Here is a 19,478-nt window from a genome sequence, read left to right on the forward strand (position 1 = left end):
TAACGAAGCTTTTTTATGGTTAAGCTGTTAATATTTAACGTTTTAAATGGATAAAAATGTACGGAAAAATTAAAGAGCATCTGCAAAGCGAGTTGCAGGCTATAGAAGAAAATGGAATTTTTAAAAAAGAACGAATTATTACTTCGCCACAAGGTGCAGAAATAAAAATTTCAACAGGAGAAACGGTTTTGAATTTTTGCGCTAATAATTATTTAGGATTGTCCTCGCATCCTGAAGTAATTCAGGCCGCAAAAGATGCTTTAGATTCGCATGGATTCGGAATGTCGTCTGTTCGTTTTATTTGCGGAACGCAGGATATTCATAAAACATTAGAAAAGAAGATTGCAGATTTCTATGGTACAGAAGATACTATTCTGTATGCAGCGGCTTTTGATGCAAACGGTGGTGTTTTTGAGCCTTTGCTTGGAGAGAATGATGCAATCATTTCAGACAGCTTAAATCATGCTTCTATTATTGACGGAGTTCGTTTGTGTAAAGCGGCTCGTTATCGTTATGAAAATAACAATATGGAAGATTTGGAGCAGCAACTTATAAAAGCAAACGAAGCAGGAACTCGTTTTAAGCTTATCGTAACCGATGGCGTTTTCTCGATGGACGGATTGGTGGCTCCTCTTGACAAAATATGCGACCTAGCAGATAAATATGATGCCATGGTGATGGTTGACGAATGCCACGCTGCCGGATTTATCGGGGCGAGTGGAAAAGGAACTTTGGAGGCTAAAAATGTCATGGGTCGTGTTGATATTATTACCGGAACTCTAGGCAAGGCTTTGGGTGGCGCAATGGGTGGCTATACTACTGCAAAAAAAGAAGTAATCGAGGTTTTACGCCAGCGATCAAGACCATATTTGTTTTCAAATTCATTAGCGCCGGCAATTGTTGGGGCTTCTATTAAGGTTTTTGAATTGTTGGAAAAAGATACCTCATTGCGAGATACCTTAGAATGGAATACGAACTATTTTAAAGAGGGTATGAAAAAGGCGGGCTTCGATATCATTGACGGGGACTCAGCAATAGTGCCTGTTATGCTCTATGATGCCAAACTATCACAGGTTATGGCAGACGAACTTCTCAAAAAAGGCATTTATGTAATCGGTTTCTTCTTTCCTGTTGTTCCTAAGGAAAAAGCTCGAATAAGAGTGCAATTATCTGCAGCTCATACCAAAGAACACTTGGACAAGGCAATAGACGCTTTTACAGTTGTCGGTAAAATGTTAAAAGTTATATAATTACCACATTGGTCAAATTTTTGTAGGTTTTTTTTAACATTTCATTTTGTATTTAAAAAATTTGGTGTTACTTTTGCTTGTAATTAACTAAATTGTAATTAAAAAAATTAAGTATGAAACATCTTAACAAACTTTTAGTTGCTGTAATGATGGCGATGGGTTTAAGCTCTCACGCGCAAGACAGTAACAATCCATGGGCTATCTCTTTTGGAGTTAATGCCGTGGATACAAGAACCAGTTCAGGTTCAGGAAGCGGATTCTTTGATCAACACTTTTCGCAGCCATTCGCTGTAAAAGACAACTGGAATATTCTTCCTTCTTTATCTTACATTGGAGTGTCTAGATATGTTGGTAGCGGATTTTCTGTTGGTTTGCAAGGTTCTGTAAACAAAATTGATAAATTAGTTACTTTCAACCCATCTGCTCCAGGTCACGATGCAAGAGGTAACGTTGTTACTAATCCTGGTGACTTGATGTACTACGGAATTGATGCTACTATCAAATACAGCTTCCAAGAATTAATCAAATCTAAAGTGATTGATCCTTCGTTATCTGTTGGTGGTGGTTACACTTTCTTTGGAGATAACAGTTTCGGAACTGTTAACCCAGGTGCTGGTATCACTTTCTGGTTTACAGACGCTATCGGTCTTGAGTTAGCTACAAGATACAAATGGGCTGTAGCTGCTAACGAGGACAAACCTCTTGACAGATCAGTTTTCCAACACACTGCAGGTTTAGTTTTCAAATTCGGAGGTAAAGATACTGACGGAGACGGAATCTATGACAAAGATGATGCTTGTCCAGATGTTGCTGGTTTAAAACAATTCAACGGATGTCCTGATACTGACGGTGACGGAATCGTTGATGCTTCTGACGCTTGTCCAGATGTATTTGGTTTAGCTGCATTAAACGGATGTCCTGATACAGACGGTGATGGAATTGCTGATAAAGATGACGCTTGTCCAGATGTTGCTGGTTTAGCTGCTTTAAAAGGTTGTCCTGATACTGACGGTGACGGAATCGCTGACAAAGATGACAAATGTCCTACAGTTGCTGGTCCTAGAGAAAACGGTGGATGTCCAGTATTAGACGCTGATAAAGATGGTGTTGCTGATAAAGATGATGACTGTCCTACAGTTCCAGGTCCTGCAAGCAACAGAGGTTGTCCTGAAGTAAGTACTCAAGCATTAGAAGATCTTAAAGTTCAAGCTAGAGCTATCTACTTTAACTCAGGTAAAGCTACTTTCAAAACTGGTGACAAAGAAACTCCAGCTAGATTAGATGCTATTAAAGAAATCCTTAAAAACTATCCAAACGCGAAATTCTCTATCGAAGGACACACAGATAGTACTGGTTCTGCTAAAGTAAACCAAAAACTTTCTGAAGATAGAGCTGCTGCTGTATTAAATGCTTTAGTTGAAAGAGGTGTTAGTCCAGAAAACTTAGAGTCTAAAGGATTTGGATCTTCTCAACCAGTTGCTAGCAACAAAACTGCTGCAGGTAAAGCACAAAACAGAAGAACAGAAATTAGACACATTGGTTCTAAATACCAAGGTAAACTTTAATTTACTTTCTAAATAAATACTAAAAGCCATTCTTAATTGAATGGCTTTTTTTATTTTTATCCTATGGTAAATACTTCTTTCATAGAAAAAATAGCAACTGTTGTAATTCGCGATTATGCAGAAAAACTGCCGGAAACAACTATAATTCTGCCAAACAAAAGAGCGAAGGTTTTTTTGATTGAGGCTTTGAAAAAGGAAACCGAAAAGACAATTCTTTCTCCTGAAATTATTAGTATTGAGGATTTCGTTCAGGATGTTGCCGGAATTCGTGCGGTAGATTCTATCGAGCTTTTGTTTGAATTTTATGAAGTGTATTTGTCTGTTACGGATAAGCAAAATCAGCAGTCTTTTGAACTGTTTGCCAATTGGGCCAAAACCTTGTTGCAGGATTTTAATGAAATCGATCGCTACCTTTTAGACTCTTCTCATGTGTTCTCTTATCTTGATGCTATTGAGGTGCTTAAAAGATGGAATCTTGAACCAGAAAATAAAACCAAACTGGTAGATAGTTATTTTGATTTTTGGAAAATAGTTCCGTTGTACTATGAGTCTCTTTATAATCATTTGTTGAATAAGTCTATCGGATATCAAGGTTTGATTTATCGACAGGCAGTCAACAATCTGAATCATTTTTCTAACACCATTGGGAATCGTCATTTTGTATTTGCGGGGTTTAATGCCTTAAATGCCGCCGAGGAAAAAATTGTGCAACACCTGCTTGCGCTTGAACAAGCTAGAATTTATTGGGATGCAGACCAAACATTTTTAAATGATCCGTATCACGATGCGGGGCTTTTTTTAAGGCGTTTTAAGGCTTCATGGAAGCATTATAAAGCAAATCCGTTTGAATGGATTGTTGATGACTTTTCGAAAGAGAAGAATATTAGTGTTATTGGAACGCCCAAAACAATTGGGCAGGCTAAGATTGCTGGCAGTATAATCGAAAAAATAATTAGGGAACATCCCGATACATCACTCGATAAGGTGGCGGTTGTTTTAGGAGAAGAAAATCTCTTGGTTCCTATTCTGTATTCGCTTCCTGCTTCTGTAGGGCCGCTTAATATTACAATGGGTTACTCTGGGAAAAATAATCCGTCTCAAATTCTTGTTTCCAAGCTTTTTAAAATGCATACTAATGCGCTTTCCAGAAAAGGAGACAGCTACGTTTTTTATTATAAAGATGTTTTGGATGTTCTGACGCATCCTTTAGTTGAGCCTTATTGCGGAGCCACTGGCTTGGTTCGTATTATTAAGGAAAACAATTACACGTTTATTACGCATAATAAGGTTTTAGAATTAAACCCGCATCACTCTGTTTTGTTTAATTTGTTGTTTAAAAAATGGGACTGTGGCTCGCTTGCTGTATTGGAGGGCATTTCTGAGCTTCTGGTTAAAATTAAGGAGAATTTTAACAATGATAATGAAGAAGAAAAAATAGCAAAAACGTTTGTGTACGGCGTTTACAAAGTCGTAAATCAGCTCATAAATTATTATTCTAAGCATCATCATATAGACAACATCAATACGCTTCATGCAGTTTACAAGCAGATTATAGACCTGGCAGAAGTTTCTTTTGAAGGAGAGCCTTTAAGAGGGCTTCAGATTATGGGGGTTTTAGAAAGCCGTGTGTTGGATTTTGAAACGGTGATTGTCACTTCTGTGAATGAAGGAAAGTTTCCTGCTGGGAAATCGCAGAATTCTTTTATTCCTTATGATGTTAAAAAAGAACTTGAGTTGCCGACTTATAAAGAAAAAGACGCTATTTACACTTACCATTTTTATCATTTGCTGCAGCGTGCAAAAAATATTTATTTGATTTATAATACAGAAAATGAAGGATTAGACGCCGGTGAGCGCAGTCGTTTTATTACGCAGCTGGAAGTTGAAAAACAACGAGCACATAATCTGACTTTTGATGTGTATAATCCTGTTGTGCCTGCAGATGCTTACCGTCCGATGGTTGTTCCGAAGTCTGAATTGGTAATTGAACGCTTGAAAGAGATTGCAAATACAGGATTTTCTCCATCGGCGATGACAAGCTATATACGAAATCCGATTGAGTTTTATTTTCAGAAAATATTGCGAATTCGAGAAGTTGAAGAGGTTGAGGAAAATATAGCGTTAAACACTTTGGGAACCATAATTCATGAGACCTTAAAAGAGCTTTATACACCTTTTGTCGGAAAATTTATTTCTGTGGAGGATCTTTCAAACTGTTTTAAGCTTTTGGATAGTGAAGTCTTAAAACAATTCAAACTCGTTTATAGGGAAGGCGAAATTAAGAAAGGGCGAAATCTTTTGGCTTTCGAGGTGGCAAAAAGAAACGTTTCTAATTTTCTTAAAATGGAAATGGAATCTTTGAAAAACGACGATGCGATAAAAATTATTGCTTTGGAACAAACTTTTGAACGCTGGTTTAGTCACCCAAAACTGCCTTTTCCGGTTTTGATTAAAGGAAATGTCGATCGAATTGAGGAACGTAACGGAAAAATACGAATTATAGATTATAAGACAGGAAAAGTTGAGAAAACAAACGTAGTGCTAAAATCATGGAACGGATTGACTCAAGAGCTTAAAAATGACAAAATAATTCAAGTTCTTGCCTATGCGTTTATGTATGAAAAACATGCTGGAAATTTGCCGATAGAAGTTGGGATTGTTTCTTTTAAAAATCTGAAATCAGGTTTCCTTCCTTTTGGATTTAAGCCTGAAAAAGAATTGAATATGGTCGTGACTTCAGAAATGTTAGATTATTACCTAGATGAAATAGCATCTTTATTAAGTGAGATTTTCGATATCGACATTCCGTTTGAAGAGAAAATTTAAACAAAACCAAATATTTAGTTAAGCGAATTTCAATCAAATTAAAAAGTTATTGGTTTCAATGTCAGTGAGTTTGACTTTAATTTTGATTTCAAGACATTTTTTTAAAACGGCCGATAAACAAAATGGAGATTTTATTTACAAAAGCTGTTTAAATGCGATACTGCAAAATTTGAGGTATAATTTTTCGCTTTAAGAATTATCTGATTTTTTGATAAAAAAAATAGATTAGGTGATTCTGAGCTATGAAAATATAATTATTTGAACTCAAAAACGGATGGCACAGCAATTAAAATTAAAATAAACAAAGTTTGAATGGCTTTGCGGTTACAGATTGGATCGGCTCTACGAACTTTTGATGGCCTCACAAATGGAATAACTTGTTGTAAGTTTGTTTTTTAAGTATTTGAAAATCAATAAAAAAGCCGATAATCTTAATGAATATCGGCTTTTTTTATACCTTTTTTAGCTGAATATTTTTTTAAAGAAACCCTTTTTTGGAGCCGCTTCTGGATTGGAATTGTTGATAATTCCGTTCTCAATTCTAAATCTTCTAAACTTCATCAGCTTGACATTTAAGTCAAAACGCAATTCATCTACTGTTTTCATTTGGAAATTTTTTTGCAAAATTAGAGAAAATCTTTCTTGAAATGAAACGAAACCTGAATGTTAATTTTAGAATTGAATTTTATGAATCTATTTGTTATGATTTTGATAATATTTGTTTTTTCTGTTAATTTTTTTTGCAGATTTTATTTTAAAGAAGAGCTTTATTTGTGCTCTAAATAAAAGTATGTCAAGTGATTGCAGAGCGCCGTTTTTTTAACAAGTGTTTATCGGACAATTGTTTTTATTAAAATAACTTTGACCAACTTAAAAATGTTAAAAGAAGGTTATGATTGATTTAAACACGTTGGTAGAGGAGACGGGAGCAGAATCTGGATTAAGTTTTAATATTGACGGTATTTTATTAGAATCTGTCAATCTAGAATATGATGGGAATGTGGCTGCTATGATTGGAATGATTTTGAAGATGTGTCTTGAAATGTCGGAAGATGTAAATAATGGCGATCTTAGACAAGTTATGATAAAAAATAATGACGGAATTGTGGTGGCAAATAAAGATCAAGACGATAATTGCATTGCGCTACTTTCTAAAGATACTAGTAAAATGGGCCTTTTGCTTCGCAGAATGGATACCGTTTTCAATAATTAATTTAAACCAAATTTTTACATGTCAGATTTTTTACAAAACTTTCAAAACGATCTAAAAGAAAATATTAACGGATTTATTGCTGTTTCGGTTACAGAAGTTGAAACAGGAATGGCTTATTGCTCTTTGACTGTTGATCCGGATTTTGACCCGGAATTGGCTTCTGCTTACAACTTAGAAGTTGTAAAAGCTAAAATGAATGCGATTAAGGCTTTAGGATTGAATCAAAAAATCAACGATATTTTAATTTCATTAAGCGATCAGTTGCATATTATTGATGTGTCTGATGATGGCAGATATTTTATCTACTTAGCGGTAGATGCTACAAAAGCGAATTTAGGGTTGACAAGAGCTACTTTGTCTAAATACAAAAAAGATATTACTTCGAAGTTATAACAATATTTGCCCCCAAGAATGAGAAAAAGGCTGTTTCAGGATTATTTGAAATGGCCTTTTTCGATTTTAATACTTTCGTTTATTCAAAGAATCTTGATAAGACCGACTTAAGTTCTTCCTTGTTTTCGATATGGCTCATGTGTCCGTCATCAAAAGAAACCAATTCGGCGGTTGTGTCTTTTATTTGCCCAATAGTTTCATCGTAGTTTAAGACTGGGTCTTTTTTCCCTAAAATCAACAGAATCGGAAACAAATTTCTGCGAACCAGTTCTTCTCTGTCTTTTCTGATTTTCATGCCTTCTAATGAAGCGACAATTCCTTGAAGTGGCGTCTTAAGAGCTTCGGATTTTGTTTTTTCGATTTCTTCAGCCAAACGTGTTCTGTTGTTTTCGCTAAAAAGATTCGCTACAGCCAAGCTTACAAAACTAGCGTAGTTTTGTTTTACTGCTTTTATCGCGCGAGTTCGGTTTAGCTTTTTTTCTTCGCTGTCTTCTTTCGAGGTGGAGTTTAGTAAAACTATCTTTTGGATTTTTTCTGGATGCAATTCGGCGAAAGCCAGAGCTACGTAGCCTCCCATGGAATGTCCGAGAATTATTGCTTTCTCGATTTTTAGATGTTCTAAAACTTGATTGACAGCATTGGCATTTTCTTCCATTTCATGTACATATCCTAAACATTCAGATTCGCCATGCCCCAGTAAATCGATTGTTACAACACGATATTTTTCTGAAAATAGAGTAACGTATTCTGTCCACATCTTTTTGTTTTCAAGAAAGCCGTGAAGTAAAACAATGGTCTTTCCTTTTCCGGTATCGGAATAGGATATTTTTGTGTTTTTGTAAAAAGTCTGATTCAAAATGGATAATTTATATAACAAAAATACGCTATTTTATTAGCCATATGAAATATAAAATAAAATTTAAAGCGGTGTTTTGCGATGCTCTCAAAGAGGCGTACGCTCTTTTCATTTGTGTTTTTACCGTGTTTATCGAGATGTTTTGGTTTTCGGCAATTTCTGCGTAACTCAGTCCTTCAACAACGTGCGAGATGAAAATTTCTCTTCGGGCCTGAGGAATTTTTTCAACCAAGGTCTGAATTCTCGGCTTTTTGTTCTCTTCTGAATTTTCAAAAATAGTTTGTTCTTCAGATTTTGGATGAACTATTTTTTGGGTTTGTAAGCTTATGGTTTTGTTTTTTTCTAGGTATTGCAGGCTTAAATTCTTGACTGCTTTTGTTCCGTAAGCCTTAAATGAAATGGTGAAAGTTAGGGCTTCCTCTTTTTCCCAGAGATAAGTAAAAAAATCTTGGACAATATCTTTTGCGACATCTCTATCCTTTACAATGTTAAAAGACACCAAAGAAAAAAAGACAAAATGCTCTTTGTATAAGTCTTCAAATATTTTAAAATCTTTATGGTTCAGCATCTTCCAATATCATTTATCGTTTTGTAATGGATTACATAGCCAAATGTAAAATAAAAAGTTAGTTTTTTTTTGTAATGTGTAAAAAAAATCAAAAAATATTGATTTGTTGTCACCCTAAAAAACTTTTTTCCTAACATATAAAAAACACTATATAAAAAACAAATGACTCCAAAATCAAAATTAATTAATGCCCTACGGAAAATAAGGTCCGAAGGAGACTTTGATGCCTCGAAAATACCAACACTTTCTAATGAAGAACAAGAACTGCTAAAAGATCTTAAAAATAACGGTCTGCTTGAAGAAGCTTTATTGTATGCAGAATCGATAGATACCGATGAAAATTGGAAAGAATTAAAAGAAAAGATAAATGTTGGCGAAAAGTCGTTTGCCATCAATTGGAAAACAATTTTTCAGTATGCAGCGGTTTTCTTTTGTGTAATAAGCCTAGGTTATCTTTTTCAGTTCAAAAATGGAAAACAAACCAAGTCAGAGATTCCGTCTGATGCCATACAGCTAGTGTTAGAAAATGGAGATGTACAGATTTTGAGCCCAAGCGGAAAACAGCAAATTATAAAGAAAAACGGAGAGGTGATTGCTTCTCAAAAAGATAACCAAATCAATTACCATTCGGGTAAGGCAATTAATAAATTGGCTTACAATGAAATTAAAATTCCGTACGGAAAAACATTTAAAATACAGTTGTCGGACGGAACGTCGGTAAATCTAAATGCAGGTTCATCTTTAAAATATCCTGTGCAGTTTATTAAAGGATATAAGAGAGAAGTAGTTCTAGAAGGTGAAGCTTTTTTTGATGTTGCAAAAGATAAGGTGCACCCGTTTATAGTGAAAACAAGAGGTGTAAATGTAAAAGTTTTAGGAACAAAATTTAATGTGAGTTCCTATAGAGAAGATATGGATATTAATACAGTATTGATGGAAGGTTCTGTTAGTTTGTCTGAAGCTGCCAATTCGGATCAAAAAGTAATGTTGGTTCCGGGAGAAAAAGGATCTTGGAGCAGCCAAAAAAAGGATATTGCTGTAGAACAAGTAGATACGCGTTTTTACACAGAATGGATAAACGGAGAGATTGTTTTTAGAAAAACAGCATTTAGAGACATTATTATCAAACTAGAACGAGCTTACAATGTTACGATTGAAAATAATAGAGAGGATATTTTAGATAAAAAATTTAATGCCAGCTTCAATAAAAACATTGAAAGCATTGACAAGGTGTTAGAAACAATGAGCAAAATTCAGGGCTTTACTTATACAAAAGAAGGAAGGCTTATAAAAATAAACTAACTATTTATTAACCAACCAAAAAACTAATAATTTATGAAGAGGATGTAATTTTTAAGAAAAGAAGCAAAATCGGAAAATAGTACCAGTATTTCCCGATTTAAGTGTTTCAAACGACGTATCGAAATTAAATCATTTAAAATCAATCCAAAATTATGAAAAAAATAATTACGAGGAATTGGCTTAGTCCTTATTTGCCTAAAATTAGTCTAAGAATGAAATTGACGACATTATTACTGATGCTTTCTTTGATGAGGATTCAAGCAGGCGTTTATTCGCAGAATACAAAGTTGACCTTAAACATAAACAATGCTCCAATTGAAAAGCTGTTTAATAAAGTGGAATCTATTTCGGAATACCGCTTTCTTTTTGAAAGTAGCGTAATTGACCTGAGCAGAAAGGTGACCATTAATGCTAAAAAACAGGCAATAACCGAAATATTAGATGAAGTGTTTAAAAACACTGATATTTCTTACAGTATAAATGACCGCCAAATTCTATTGGTTAAAAAGAAACAAAAGGCAAACCTGTTAGAAAAAAATACTGTTCAGAAAGTTGTAGTTGCACAAGGTGTCGAAATTACGGGAGTAGTAACAGACTCCAGAAATATGCCGATACCAGGAGCAAATGTTATTGAAAAGGGAACTAATAATGGGGTGTCAACTGATTTGGACGGAAAGTTTACAATTCGCGTAAGCGGTCCTAATAGCATTTTGGTTTTTTCCTTTATCGGATTTGAGAGCAAAGATGTAACAGTAGGGCAAAATATCTCTTTGAATGTAGTTTTAAACGAACAGAATTCTGCATTAAATGAAGTGGTAATTGTGGGTTATGGCGCGGTCAAGAAAAAGGATTTGACAGGTGCGGTAGCAACAGTGAAATCATCGGATATTGTTCTGAGTCCTGTTCTGAGTCCAATGGAAGCGCTTCAGGGAAGGGTTTCTGGTTTGGATATTCAACGAGGATCCGGAAAAGCCGGATCTTCTCCAAAAGTTTTATTGAGAGGAAACAGATCTTTGACAGCGAGCCAAGATCCATTGTATATTGTGGATGGAATTCCGTCAAGCATTAACAATTTAAATCCAAATGATATTGAGTCTATTGATGTTTTAAAAGATGCTTCCTCTACTGCAATATATGGTTCTTCTGGAGCGAATGGAGTTATTATTGTTACCACTAAAAAAGCAAAAGCAGGAAAAACACAAATCGACGTTAACAGCTATTTCGGATTAAATGGTTTCTCTTCTTTTCCGGCGCCGCTTACAGGTGATAAATGGTTGAGCTACAAACGCGACCGATTTTATTTAGACAATGGTTACCAAGCAACTAGTTTAACAGATTTAGGATTAAATGCATCAGCAATTGCTGCAATTGAAAAAGGACAATATGTAAACTGGATTGATGAAACTTTACAGGTAGGAACACAGCAAAACCATAATCTTTTTATGAGGGGCGGATCTGAAAAAGTGCAGGGGTATCTTTCTTTAGGATATGTTGGAGAAGAAGGAATCTATCAAAATGATAAAGTAAACAGTTACAATTCAAGAGGAGGAGTTGATCTTAAATTCAGTGATAAATTTAAAACTGGTTTCCAATTGATTTTAAACTATCGTAAGAGCAGCACAACAAACAGTAGAATTAATAAAGCCTACAGTGTTTATCCGCTAGGAGTGCCATTTGATGAAAATGGAGTGGTAAATCTTTATCCAATAGAAGGAGATCCTAACAACATTAGTATTTTGGCCAACAATTATCCTGGGGCTTTTGCTAATGAGTCATTAAGTTATAATGTACAATTTAATCCCTACATGGAGTTTGAATTTGCTAAAAATTTGAAGTTAAGATCTAATTTGGGAACACGATTTTCTGGAAGCAGAGCAGGTACTTTTCAGAACAAAAACTCGTACAATCTGCTAACGGAAGGCAGAACTGCAAGCGAAGCAACTTATAATAACGAGCTGGCTTATAGTTACATCTGGGAGAATATTTTGAACTATAATTTTAAATTGGGTAAAAATCATGATTTTGGTTTAACAGGAATTACTTCTTGGGCAGACAGCAGATCTGAAGGGGCTTATTTAGGAGGTAACGGTATAGATTACGATGATTTCCAGTTTTATAATATGGGATCGGTAAAAAACCTAACTACCCGAATGAATGCTTACAGTCAGTCTAACAGAATGTCATTTGCTGGTCGTTTTAATTATAGTTTTAAAGGAAAGTACTTATTTCAGTTAACTAATCGTTGGGACGGGGTTTCTCAATTAGCAGATGGAAACAAATGGTCTTCTTTCCCGTCTGCATCCTTGGCTTGGCGCATTAGCGATGAAGGTTTTATGCAGGGAACAAGTTCTTGGTTGAATAATCTGAAACTAAGATTAGGTTATGGTGTTTCAGGATCGGCAAATATTGATCCGTATTCTAGTTTGACCCGTACTTCTACAAAAACAAGCAGTCTTTCTCTTGGTGGTGGTACAGCTTTACCAATGTATGTTCCTACTGAGCATATTTCAAATCCGGATTTAACTTGGGAGCGCTCAACAAATACAAACTTAGGTTTAGATATATCTGTATTGAAAAATAGAATTGACGTAGTAGCCGAATATTATTGGACAAATACTGATGGTATTTTATGGGATCGTCGTCTCCCAACCAGTTCAGGAGGTTACGATGCGAAAACACCTTATAAAAAGACATCTAATATTGCATCTTCTGAAAACAGAGGTTTTGAACTTTCTATCAATACCAGAAATATTGAAACAGAAAATTTCAAATGGAATACTTCGTTTACCTATACACACGCTACAGAAAAGCTGACCAATATAGATTTAGGAAATTTATCGGTTGCCGAATTAATTTCAGAAGGACTTTTCATCGGTCAGACGCCTGCTTCAGGAGGAGTATTTTACGATTATAAAAAAATCGGAATCTGGCAATTAGGACAGGAGACAGAAGCGGCTTTGTATGGCGCTAAACCAGGAGATATAAAACTGCAGACAGTGCCACAGGTTGATGCCAACGGAGTATCAGATAATGGAGTACACGTTTATTCTACAAAAGACAGAATGATTGTAGGAAACAATGTTCCAGATTATTTCTTTGGTTTCCAAAATACATTTAAGTATAAGAACTTTGATTGTACTGTATTTGTAAACGGAAGATATGGCGGTATGATGCGTGCTCAGGTTTTGGGTTATTGGAACAAAGAAGCACAGCCAGAAACGTATAGTTACTGGACACAGGACAATCCAACAAACGATTTCCCGAGACCAGGTGGTAGTTTTAATACACAGTTTCAATCTTCATTAGAGCTTGTAGATGCCTCTTATATAAAAATCAAGAATATTACACTTGGATATTCTATGCCGCAAGATTTCTTAAAAAGAACAGGAATAAGTTCGCTGAGACTTTATGCAACGTCTTATAATCCTTTTGTTTTTAGCCGTAGTCATTTATTGAAAGATGTAGATCCAGAAAGTGGAGGCTCAGATTCATTCCCATTATTTAAACAGGTTGTTTTTGGTCTTAATTTATCATTATAGTATTATGAAAAAATATATAAACATAAAATCAGTAATTGTTGTAATGTCCTTGATGGTTGGTTTACAATCATGTAGTCTGGACGAAAAAAATCTTACCACTGTTTCTTTGGATAAATCCTATAGTGAAAGGCCAGGGTTTGAAGGATTAATTAACAGCTGTTATGAGAATCTATATTTCCTTCACGGAAAAGTAGATTATATAGCACCGACTGAAGCCGGAACTGATTCTTGGGAAAATGTAAGTACTAGCGGAATTGGTTATGCGCAATATGCCAGTCAGTTAAATCCAGACGATGGAAACATTAAGGTAATCTGGGGGACAGCGTACACAACGATCAATCTTTGCAATACGGCAATTTATTATGCAAAAGATGTAAAAGGGTATTCTTCTACAGAGGAAATGAATTCAAAATTAGCTGAAGCCTATTTTCTAAGAGCTTTTAGTAATTTCATATTAGTAGAGCAATTTGGAGGCGTGGTTTTAAGAACAAAATCGTCTATTATTGAAGGAGCAGATAATGCACCTGTTCGTAGTTCTGAAAGAGAATTTTACGATTTAATTATTGAAGATTTAAAATTTGCCTGCGCACATCTTCCTGTACAACAGACATTACAAGGAAGAGCAGCTAAGAAGGCCGCTTATGGTTTGTTGGCTAAGGTTTATCTGCAGAGAACGAGATTAGGAGATGTTGCAGAGTATTCTAAACTAGCCTTGGAAACTGCGGAAGAATTAATCAATAACGCAGGAAAATATAATGCAGCTTTGTATTTAAGTGACAATACAAAATCAGGCTTCAGTAAACTTTGGGACGGCAATAATAACAAGAAAAACACAGAATTTTTGTTTACACAGGGAATTGATCCAGGCGGACTAAATCCTGAAGGTTTCAACAGAGGAAGAACAAGACAGTATTACCTTCCTGATTTGGCAACAAGAGGAGCTGAGTGGGGAGCTGGAGCAACGAGTATTCTCTACGGAAGAGCCAATAGCCGTATGTTAAAACCAAGTAAATATTTATTGACAGAGGTGTTTTCGCCAGTACCGTCGCCGGCAGATACTCGTTTTGCAGAAACATTTACCTATAAGTTTTATGCTGCAGCCAATAAAACGATTACGCAGACAATGGTTACTGCTTACAAAAAAGATCCTTCGGTATTAGGTTATACGATTAAAAATACTTTGGCTCAGGCGTTGCCATCGGTTAATTTTTATTCTCAAAAAATTGAGGAACAAATCAATATGAATAACGATGAAGGTTTGTCTGTTTTTACACCTAATTGGAATATAGATCCAGCTGTTAAAAGCAAAATGCCTGTTTTGGTTGCCGATCCTAGTGATATTTTCGAGCCGGGAACCAATAAATATAAAGATCCGGCAATGTATCCGAACGATCCGAATTTAATCAATATTTTTCCGGCCATGCGAAAATTTTCTGCGGCATTGTATTGCCAAAGCAATCAGTACTGGTTGGGTGATATTCCGATCATTCGTTTGGGGGAAGTTTATCTGATTGCGGCAGAAGCGGCTATTTTAAGTGATAACCCAACCAAAGCATTGGTTTATGTAAACACTTTAAGAAAAAGAGCCGCCATAAGTTCAAGAGAAAATGAAATGCTAGTGACAAGCGGACAAATGAATATTGATTTTATTTTGAAAGAAAGAGCAAGAGAGTTGTCTGGCGAGCATACAAGATGGATTGACCTCAAGCGTACTGGAAGATTAAATAAAACGTATTTAGATCAAACCAATCCGATTGCTGGTGCAAATTTCGTCAACGAAAAACATATTGTTAGACCAATTCCGAGATCATTTTTGGATGCCATTTCAAATGCTAAGGATTTTGGAACTAACGGATATTAATGCTAAATGTGGTTATTTAGTTAGGTTAGGAGCAGGCCGTATGGTCTGCTTTTAACTTTTTTAATGAAAAACGGCTTTCAGGAATGAAAGCCGTTTTTTGTGTTTAAAATCGATTATCGCCATCCAAAAGATTCCCCAATCCGCCAAGAAGACTTCCTTCATCACGACTGTTTCCGCCAGATCTAGGTGCCGATGCAATAATTCTTTCAGCCAATCTAGAGAAAGGCAGTGATTGTATGTAGACCGTTCCTGGGCCTTTTAAAGTAGCGTAAAATAATCCTTCACCACCAAAAATAGAATTCTTGATGCCACCAATAAATTCGATATCATAATCTACATCTTTGGTAAAACCAATAATACATCCGGTATCTACTTTTAAGACTTCGCCATGACCTAATACTTTTTTGGACATTGTTCCTCCAGAATGTACGAATGCCATACCGTCTCCTTCAATTTTCTGCATAATAAAGCCTTCACCGCCAAATAAGCCGCGTCCTAGTTTCTGAGAAAATTCTATTCCGACCGAAACACCTTTCGCAGCACATAAAAAGGAGCTTTTCTGGCAGATAAATTTGCCTTGAAATTGTTTTAAATCAATCGGAAGGATTTTTCCTGGATAAGGCGAGGCAAATGAAACTTTGCGTTTAGTATTGCCTTGGTTTAAAAAAGCCGTCATAAATAAGTTTTCGCCTGTAAGGACTCTTTTTCCTGCGCTTAAAATTTTGCCAAATAAACCTGAACCTTGTTGTTGAGAACCATCTCCAAATATGGTTTCCATCTGGATATTGTTTTCCATCATCATAAAACTGCCAGCTTCGGCAATTACAATTTCTTTCGGGTCCAATTCGATCTCCACATACTGCATTTCTTCTCCAAAAATCTGATAATCTATTTCGTGCACTTGCATAATTTCTTAGTTATTTGTTTTTAGAATTAGACTCACGGCGGTTGAGAATGTTACAGTTTTTAGTATACTTCGGCTATTTTTAAATAGATTAACAAATTTTGTTATTTTAAATTAGTCTTAATTATGTGTTTAATTACTTTAAATTATATATTTTTGCACCGTTATCATATTTTATCAGAATGTTAGTTAGTGATTTGACCACCAAAGTATTATTTGAAACCGAAAAAGGATACAGTTATCAATGTGATTTGACCAATAGTATAGTAATCAATTTTGTTGATACTGTGTCAAGTTATAAGATTCAGGATTTTTTGATTTTTCAAAGAAAGGTCAATAGCGTTGACATTTTAAACATGCTTTACGACTTATCTGACCAGTCGGATGCCCAGTTGATCGAAACTACCAAAAGAAATTTCTCTCGAAATCTAACCATCTGCGAAATAGTGCAGCTAAGAGATTTACTAAATGGAACTAAATTTACCCTGAGTCTGCATTCTATGCTTTGCAGCATGGTAAATGTAGAACTTATTTAGATTCTTACTTAGATTAAATCCAAATTTTCAGGCATTTACGGTTGTCTCCCTTAATTTTTGTAATTTTACACGTATAAAAATTAATGGTTATGAAAGATTTACTAAGAACAAGCACGTCATTAACTGAAGGCGTAGAAAATATATTGAATTTACAGGCAAAATTAGAAAGTGATGCTTCTAACAAATATTTAGCTATGGCAGCATGGTTGGATAGAAATGGTTACGCCAATACGGCATCGTATTTATACAAGCAAGCCGAAGAAGAAAGAGAGCACTTTCTAAAAATTTTCAAATTCATTACAGATATGGGAGGGATTGCAGTTACGCCATCGGTTCCTGAAGTGCAACAAGAATTTGCTTCGTTTAGAGAAGTATTTGAAATTGCTTTGCAAAACGAAATTGCAGTTACTCAAGCAATCAATAAAGTAATTGCAAAATGTAGAGCCGAAAACGACTACGCTACAGAAGATTTTATGATGTGGTACGTAGCTGAGCAAAGAGAAGAAGAGAAAAATGCCAGAAGAGCTTTAGAGCTTTTTGATTTGATCAACGAAAATGAAGCAACAGGCAAATTTGAATTAGACGTTCAGATTTCTAAAATCGGATAAATAACGATTTATAAAATTTAAAAAGCCCTTAATGATTTAAAATTATTAAGGGCTTTTTTTTATGTCTATTCATTCATCAGCTTTTAATAGGGTTAGGCTTCGGAGAAGCCAGATATTTATAGAAAATTTATTTATTAAAACCGATAAAAGCTCCAGAGGAGCGGCATATTTTTTAGCAATGCTATATTTTGCTCCGCTGGAGCTCTTTTGTATCCGCATAATTGACTTTCTATAAATATTTTGCCCCGCTGGGGCCTAAAAAAGAAACACTCGAATAAAAAAAGCTGTCCAAAAATTAGTGGACAGCCTTTGTTTTTTATTGATTTCAAAAATAGTTTAAACCTATACATTTAGTGCATTTAGCTTTCAGTTTCTGAAAACCACAAATTACGCAAATTACACAAATTAATTTGCGAAAATTTGTGCAATTTGCGGTTATAACTTAGTTTACAACCTTGTTGGACTTTAAAAACATAAATGGTTTATTCATTCATTAAACTTTCAATCTCCTCAGCTTCAACCGGAATATTTCTCATCAAGTTAAAAGGTGCTCCTTTTTCCTGAACTACGACATTGTCTTCTAAGCGAATTCCGAATTTTTCTGCTGGAATATAGATTCCCGGTTCAACCGTAAAAACCATGTTGGGTTTCATTGGTTCGTGTAGCAATCCGTAATCGTGCGTGTCCAATCCCATGTGGTGAGATGTTCCGTGCATGAAATATTTTTTGTACGCTGGCCATTCCGGATTTTCGTTCTGAACATCGGCTTTGTCTAATAAACCTAAACCTAATAACTCAGAAGTCATGATTTTGCCTACTTCAATATGGTATTGTTTCCAAAGTGTTCCTGGCGTAAGCATCTTTGTAGCTTCGTTTTTAACTCTCAAAACCGCATTGTAAACCGCTTTTTGGCGTTCTGTAAAACGTCCCGAAACCGGAATTGTTCTCGTCATATCGCTAGAATAGTTGGCATATTCTGCCGCAACGTCCAATAATAATAAATCTCCTTCTTTACATTGCTGATTGTTTTCGATATAATGTAGAACATTCGCATTATTTCCAGAAGCGATGATTGGCGTATAAGCAAAACCTTTAGAGCGGTTACGAATGAATTCGTGCGCCAATTCGGCTTCAACTTCATATTCGGTAACATTTGGTTTTACGAATCCTAATAATCTGCGGAAACCTTTTTCTGTAATATCACAGGCATGCTGGATTAAATCGATTTCTTCGCTTTCTTTTACCGAGCGTAATCTTTGTAAAATTGGGTTGCTTTTTGCCACATTGTGAGCTGGATAACGCTCTTTCCACCATTTTACAAAACGAGCTTCGCGGGTTTCTGTTTCCACAGAAGCACGGTAATGTTCGTTGGTATTGATGTACATTGTGTCAGCGTACGTCATCATTTCGTTCAAAACTTTATGAAAATCTTGCAACCAATAAACAGTTCTGATTCCCGAAACTTGAAAAGCACGTTCTTTGGTCAGTTTTTCGCCTTCCCAAACTGCGATATGGTCGTTGGTTTCTCTTAAGAAAAGCATTTCTCTTTGGTGCTCATAAGGCGCATCTGGAAACAAAAGTAAAACGCTTTCTTCCTGATCTACTCCGCTCAGGTAAAAAATGTCTCTATGCTGTGCAAACGGTAAAGTGCTGTCGGCACTAATTGGATAAATGTCGTTTGAGTTGAATACTGCAACAGAATTAGGTTTCATTTCAGCCATGAACTTTCTGCGGTTTTTTACAAAAAGAGCGCTGTTTATTTGATGATATTTCATAATAACTTGTGTTTTGAACTTCGAATTTCAAAATTACGTTTTTTGCGGAAATAGCATGAAATTGATTTATTAAAGTTTTCTTATTTGTTGTTTTTTGCCGCTAAGGCACAAGGGCACAAAGTATTTATCTGGTATTGTCTTCCTGAGCGAAGTCATAGAATCAACGCAAAGTTTTTTAACTGCAAAGAACGCTAATGTTTTTTTTATCAAATTATAAAATACAATTTTTCTGACTAATGAATAGGTTTTGAATTTAGATTTGTGTAATCTTGAAGTAACAAA

General features: G+C 35.4%; 15 protein-coding genes. 10 read left to right on the forward strand and 5 right to left on the reverse strand.

Annotated elements, in window-relative coordinates; translation table 11 throughout:
- Window positions 1-56 precede the first annotated feature (56 nt).
- The 3 genes from kbl to E0W73_RS11900 all read left to right on the forward strand — a co-directional run bounded on the left by kbl (window position 57) and on the right by E0W73_RS11900 (window position 5,641).
- Complete coding sequence (gene kbl / locus E0W73_RS11890) at window positions 57-1,250, forward strand: glycine C-acetyltransferase (RefSeq protein ID WP_135222301.1); 1,194 nt, start codon at window positions 57-59, stop codon at window positions 1,248-1,250.
- A gap of 113 nt (window positions 1,251-1,363) precedes the next feature.
- On the forward strand, window positions 1,364-2,815 hold the full coding sequence (locus E0W73_RS11895; protein WP_135222302.1) for an OmpA family protein: 1,452 nt from the start codon (window positions 1,364-1,366) through the stop codon (window positions 2,813-2,815).
- A 63-nt stretch (window positions 2,816-2,878) separates the two neighbouring features.
- The gene (locus tag E0W73_RS11900) at window positions 2,879-5,641 is read left to right on the forward strand and encodes a PD-(D/E)XK nuclease family protein (protein ID WP_135222303.1); all 2,763 of its coding nucleotides are present in this window, start codon (window positions 2,879-2,881) and stop codon (window positions 5,639-5,641) included.
- A 462-nt stretch (window positions 5,642-6,103) separates the two neighbouring features.
- Here E0W73_RS11900 and E0W73_RS21425 read toward each other — a convergent pair whose 3' ends face one another.
- The gene (locus E0W73_RS21425) at window positions 6,104-6,247 is read right to left on the reverse strand and encodes a hypothetical protein (protein WP_162847700.1); all 144 of its coding nucleotides are present in this window, start codon (window positions 6,245-6,247) and stop codon (window positions 6,104-6,106) included.
- A gap of 286 nt (window positions 6,248-6,533) precedes the next feature.
- Here E0W73_RS21425 and E0W73_RS11905 point away from each other — a divergent pair, with 286 nt between their 5' ends.
- Together E0W73_RS11905 and E0W73_RS11910 are read left to right on the forward strand one after the other, a co-directional pair.
- Window positions 6,534-6,854 carry a roadblock/LC7 domain-containing protein gene (locus E0W73_RS11905; RefSeq protein ID WP_135222304.1) on the forward strand — a complete coding sequence of 107 codons (321 nt, stop codon included), beginning with the start codon at window positions 6,534-6,536 and terminating at the stop codon, window positions 6,852-6,854.
- An 18-nt stretch (window positions 6,855-6,872) separates the two neighbouring features.
- Window positions 6,873-7,247, forward strand: coding sequence for a hypothetical protein (locus E0W73_RS11910; RefSeq protein ID WP_135222305.1), 375 nt, complete (start codon window positions 6,873-6,875; stop codon window positions 7,245-7,247).
- A 79-nt stretch (window positions 7,248-7,326) separates the two neighbouring features.
- Here the strand turns inward: E0W73_RS11910 and E0W73_RS11915 are convergent, their stop codons facing one another.
- On the reverse strand, window positions 7,327-8,124 hold the full coding sequence (locus E0W73_RS11915) for an alpha/beta fold hydrolase (RefSeq protein ID WP_244248478.1): 798 nt from the start codon (window positions 8,122-8,124) through the stop codon (window positions 7,327-7,329).
- 7 nt (window positions 8,125-8,131) lie between these two features.
- Entirely contained in the window at window positions 8,132-8,671 is a 540-nt protein-coding gene (locus E0W73_RS11920) for a sigma-70 family RNA polymerase sigma factor (RefSeq protein ID WP_135222307.1), read from the reverse strand.
- Between the two features lie 162 nt (window positions 8,672-8,833).
- Here E0W73_RS11920 and E0W73_RS11925 point away from each other — a divergent pair, with 162 nt between their 5' ends.
- From E0W73_RS11925 to E0W73_RS11935, 3 genes are all read left to right on the forward strand, one after another.
- Window positions 8,834-9,973 (forward strand): FecR family protein, encoded by a 1,140-nt coding sequence (locus E0W73_RS11925; RefSeq protein ID WP_135222308.1) that lies wholly within the window; start codon window positions 8,834-8,836, stop codon window positions 9,971-9,973.
- Window positions 9,974-10,185: 212 nt separating this feature from the next.
- Window positions 10,186-13,512 (forward strand): TonB-dependent receptor, encoded by a 3,327-nt coding sequence (locus E0W73_RS11930; RefSeq protein ID WP_208730538.1) that lies wholly within the window; start codon window positions 10,186-10,188, stop codon window positions 13,510-13,512.
- A 4-nt stretch (window positions 13,513-13,516) separates the two neighbouring features.
- Window positions 13,517-15,373 (forward strand): RagB/SusD family nutrient uptake outer membrane protein, encoded by a 1,857-nt coding sequence (locus tag E0W73_RS11935; RefSeq protein WP_135222310.1) that lies wholly within the window; start codon window positions 13,517-13,519, stop codon window positions 15,371-15,373.
- 103 nt (window positions 15,374-15,476) lie between these two features.
- On the opposite strand, the gene E0W73_RS11940 is transcribed toward E0W73_RS11935, so the two are convergent.
- Window positions 15,477-16,280 carry a TIGR00266 family protein gene (locus tag E0W73_RS11940; protein WP_135222311.1) on the reverse strand — a complete coding sequence of 268 codons (804 nt, stop codon included), beginning with the start codon at window positions 16,278-16,280 and terminating at the stop codon, window positions 15,477-15,479.
- 179 nt (window positions 16,281-16,459) lie between these two features.
- On the opposite strand from E0W73_RS11940, the gene E0W73_RS11945 reads away from it, so the two are divergent.
- Entirely contained in the window at window positions 16,460-16,813 is a 354-nt protein-coding gene (locus E0W73_RS11945) for a hypothetical protein (protein ID WP_135222312.1), read from the forward strand.
- 89 nt (window positions 16,814-16,902) lie between these two features.
- A complete protein-coding gene (locus tag E0W73_RS11950) occupies window positions 16,903-17,421 on the forward strand; it encodes a ferritin (protein ID WP_135222313.1) in 519 nt (172 codons plus the stop codon).
- 482 nt (window positions 17,422-17,903) lie between these two features.
- Here the strand turns inward: E0W73_RS11950 and E0W73_RS11955 are convergent, their stop codons facing one another.
- Complete coding sequence (locus E0W73_RS11955) at window positions 17,904-19,196, reverse strand: aminopeptidase P family protein (protein WP_135222314.1); 1,293 nt, start codon at window positions 19,194-19,196, stop codon at window positions 17,904-17,906.
- Between the last annotated feature and the right edge of the window lie 282 nt (window positions 19,197-19,478).

This window comes from Flavobacterium foetidum (assembly GCF_004634245.1).
GTDB lineage: Bacteria > Bacteroidota > Bacteroidia > Flavobacteriales > Flavobacteriaceae > Flavobacterium > Flavobacterium foetidum.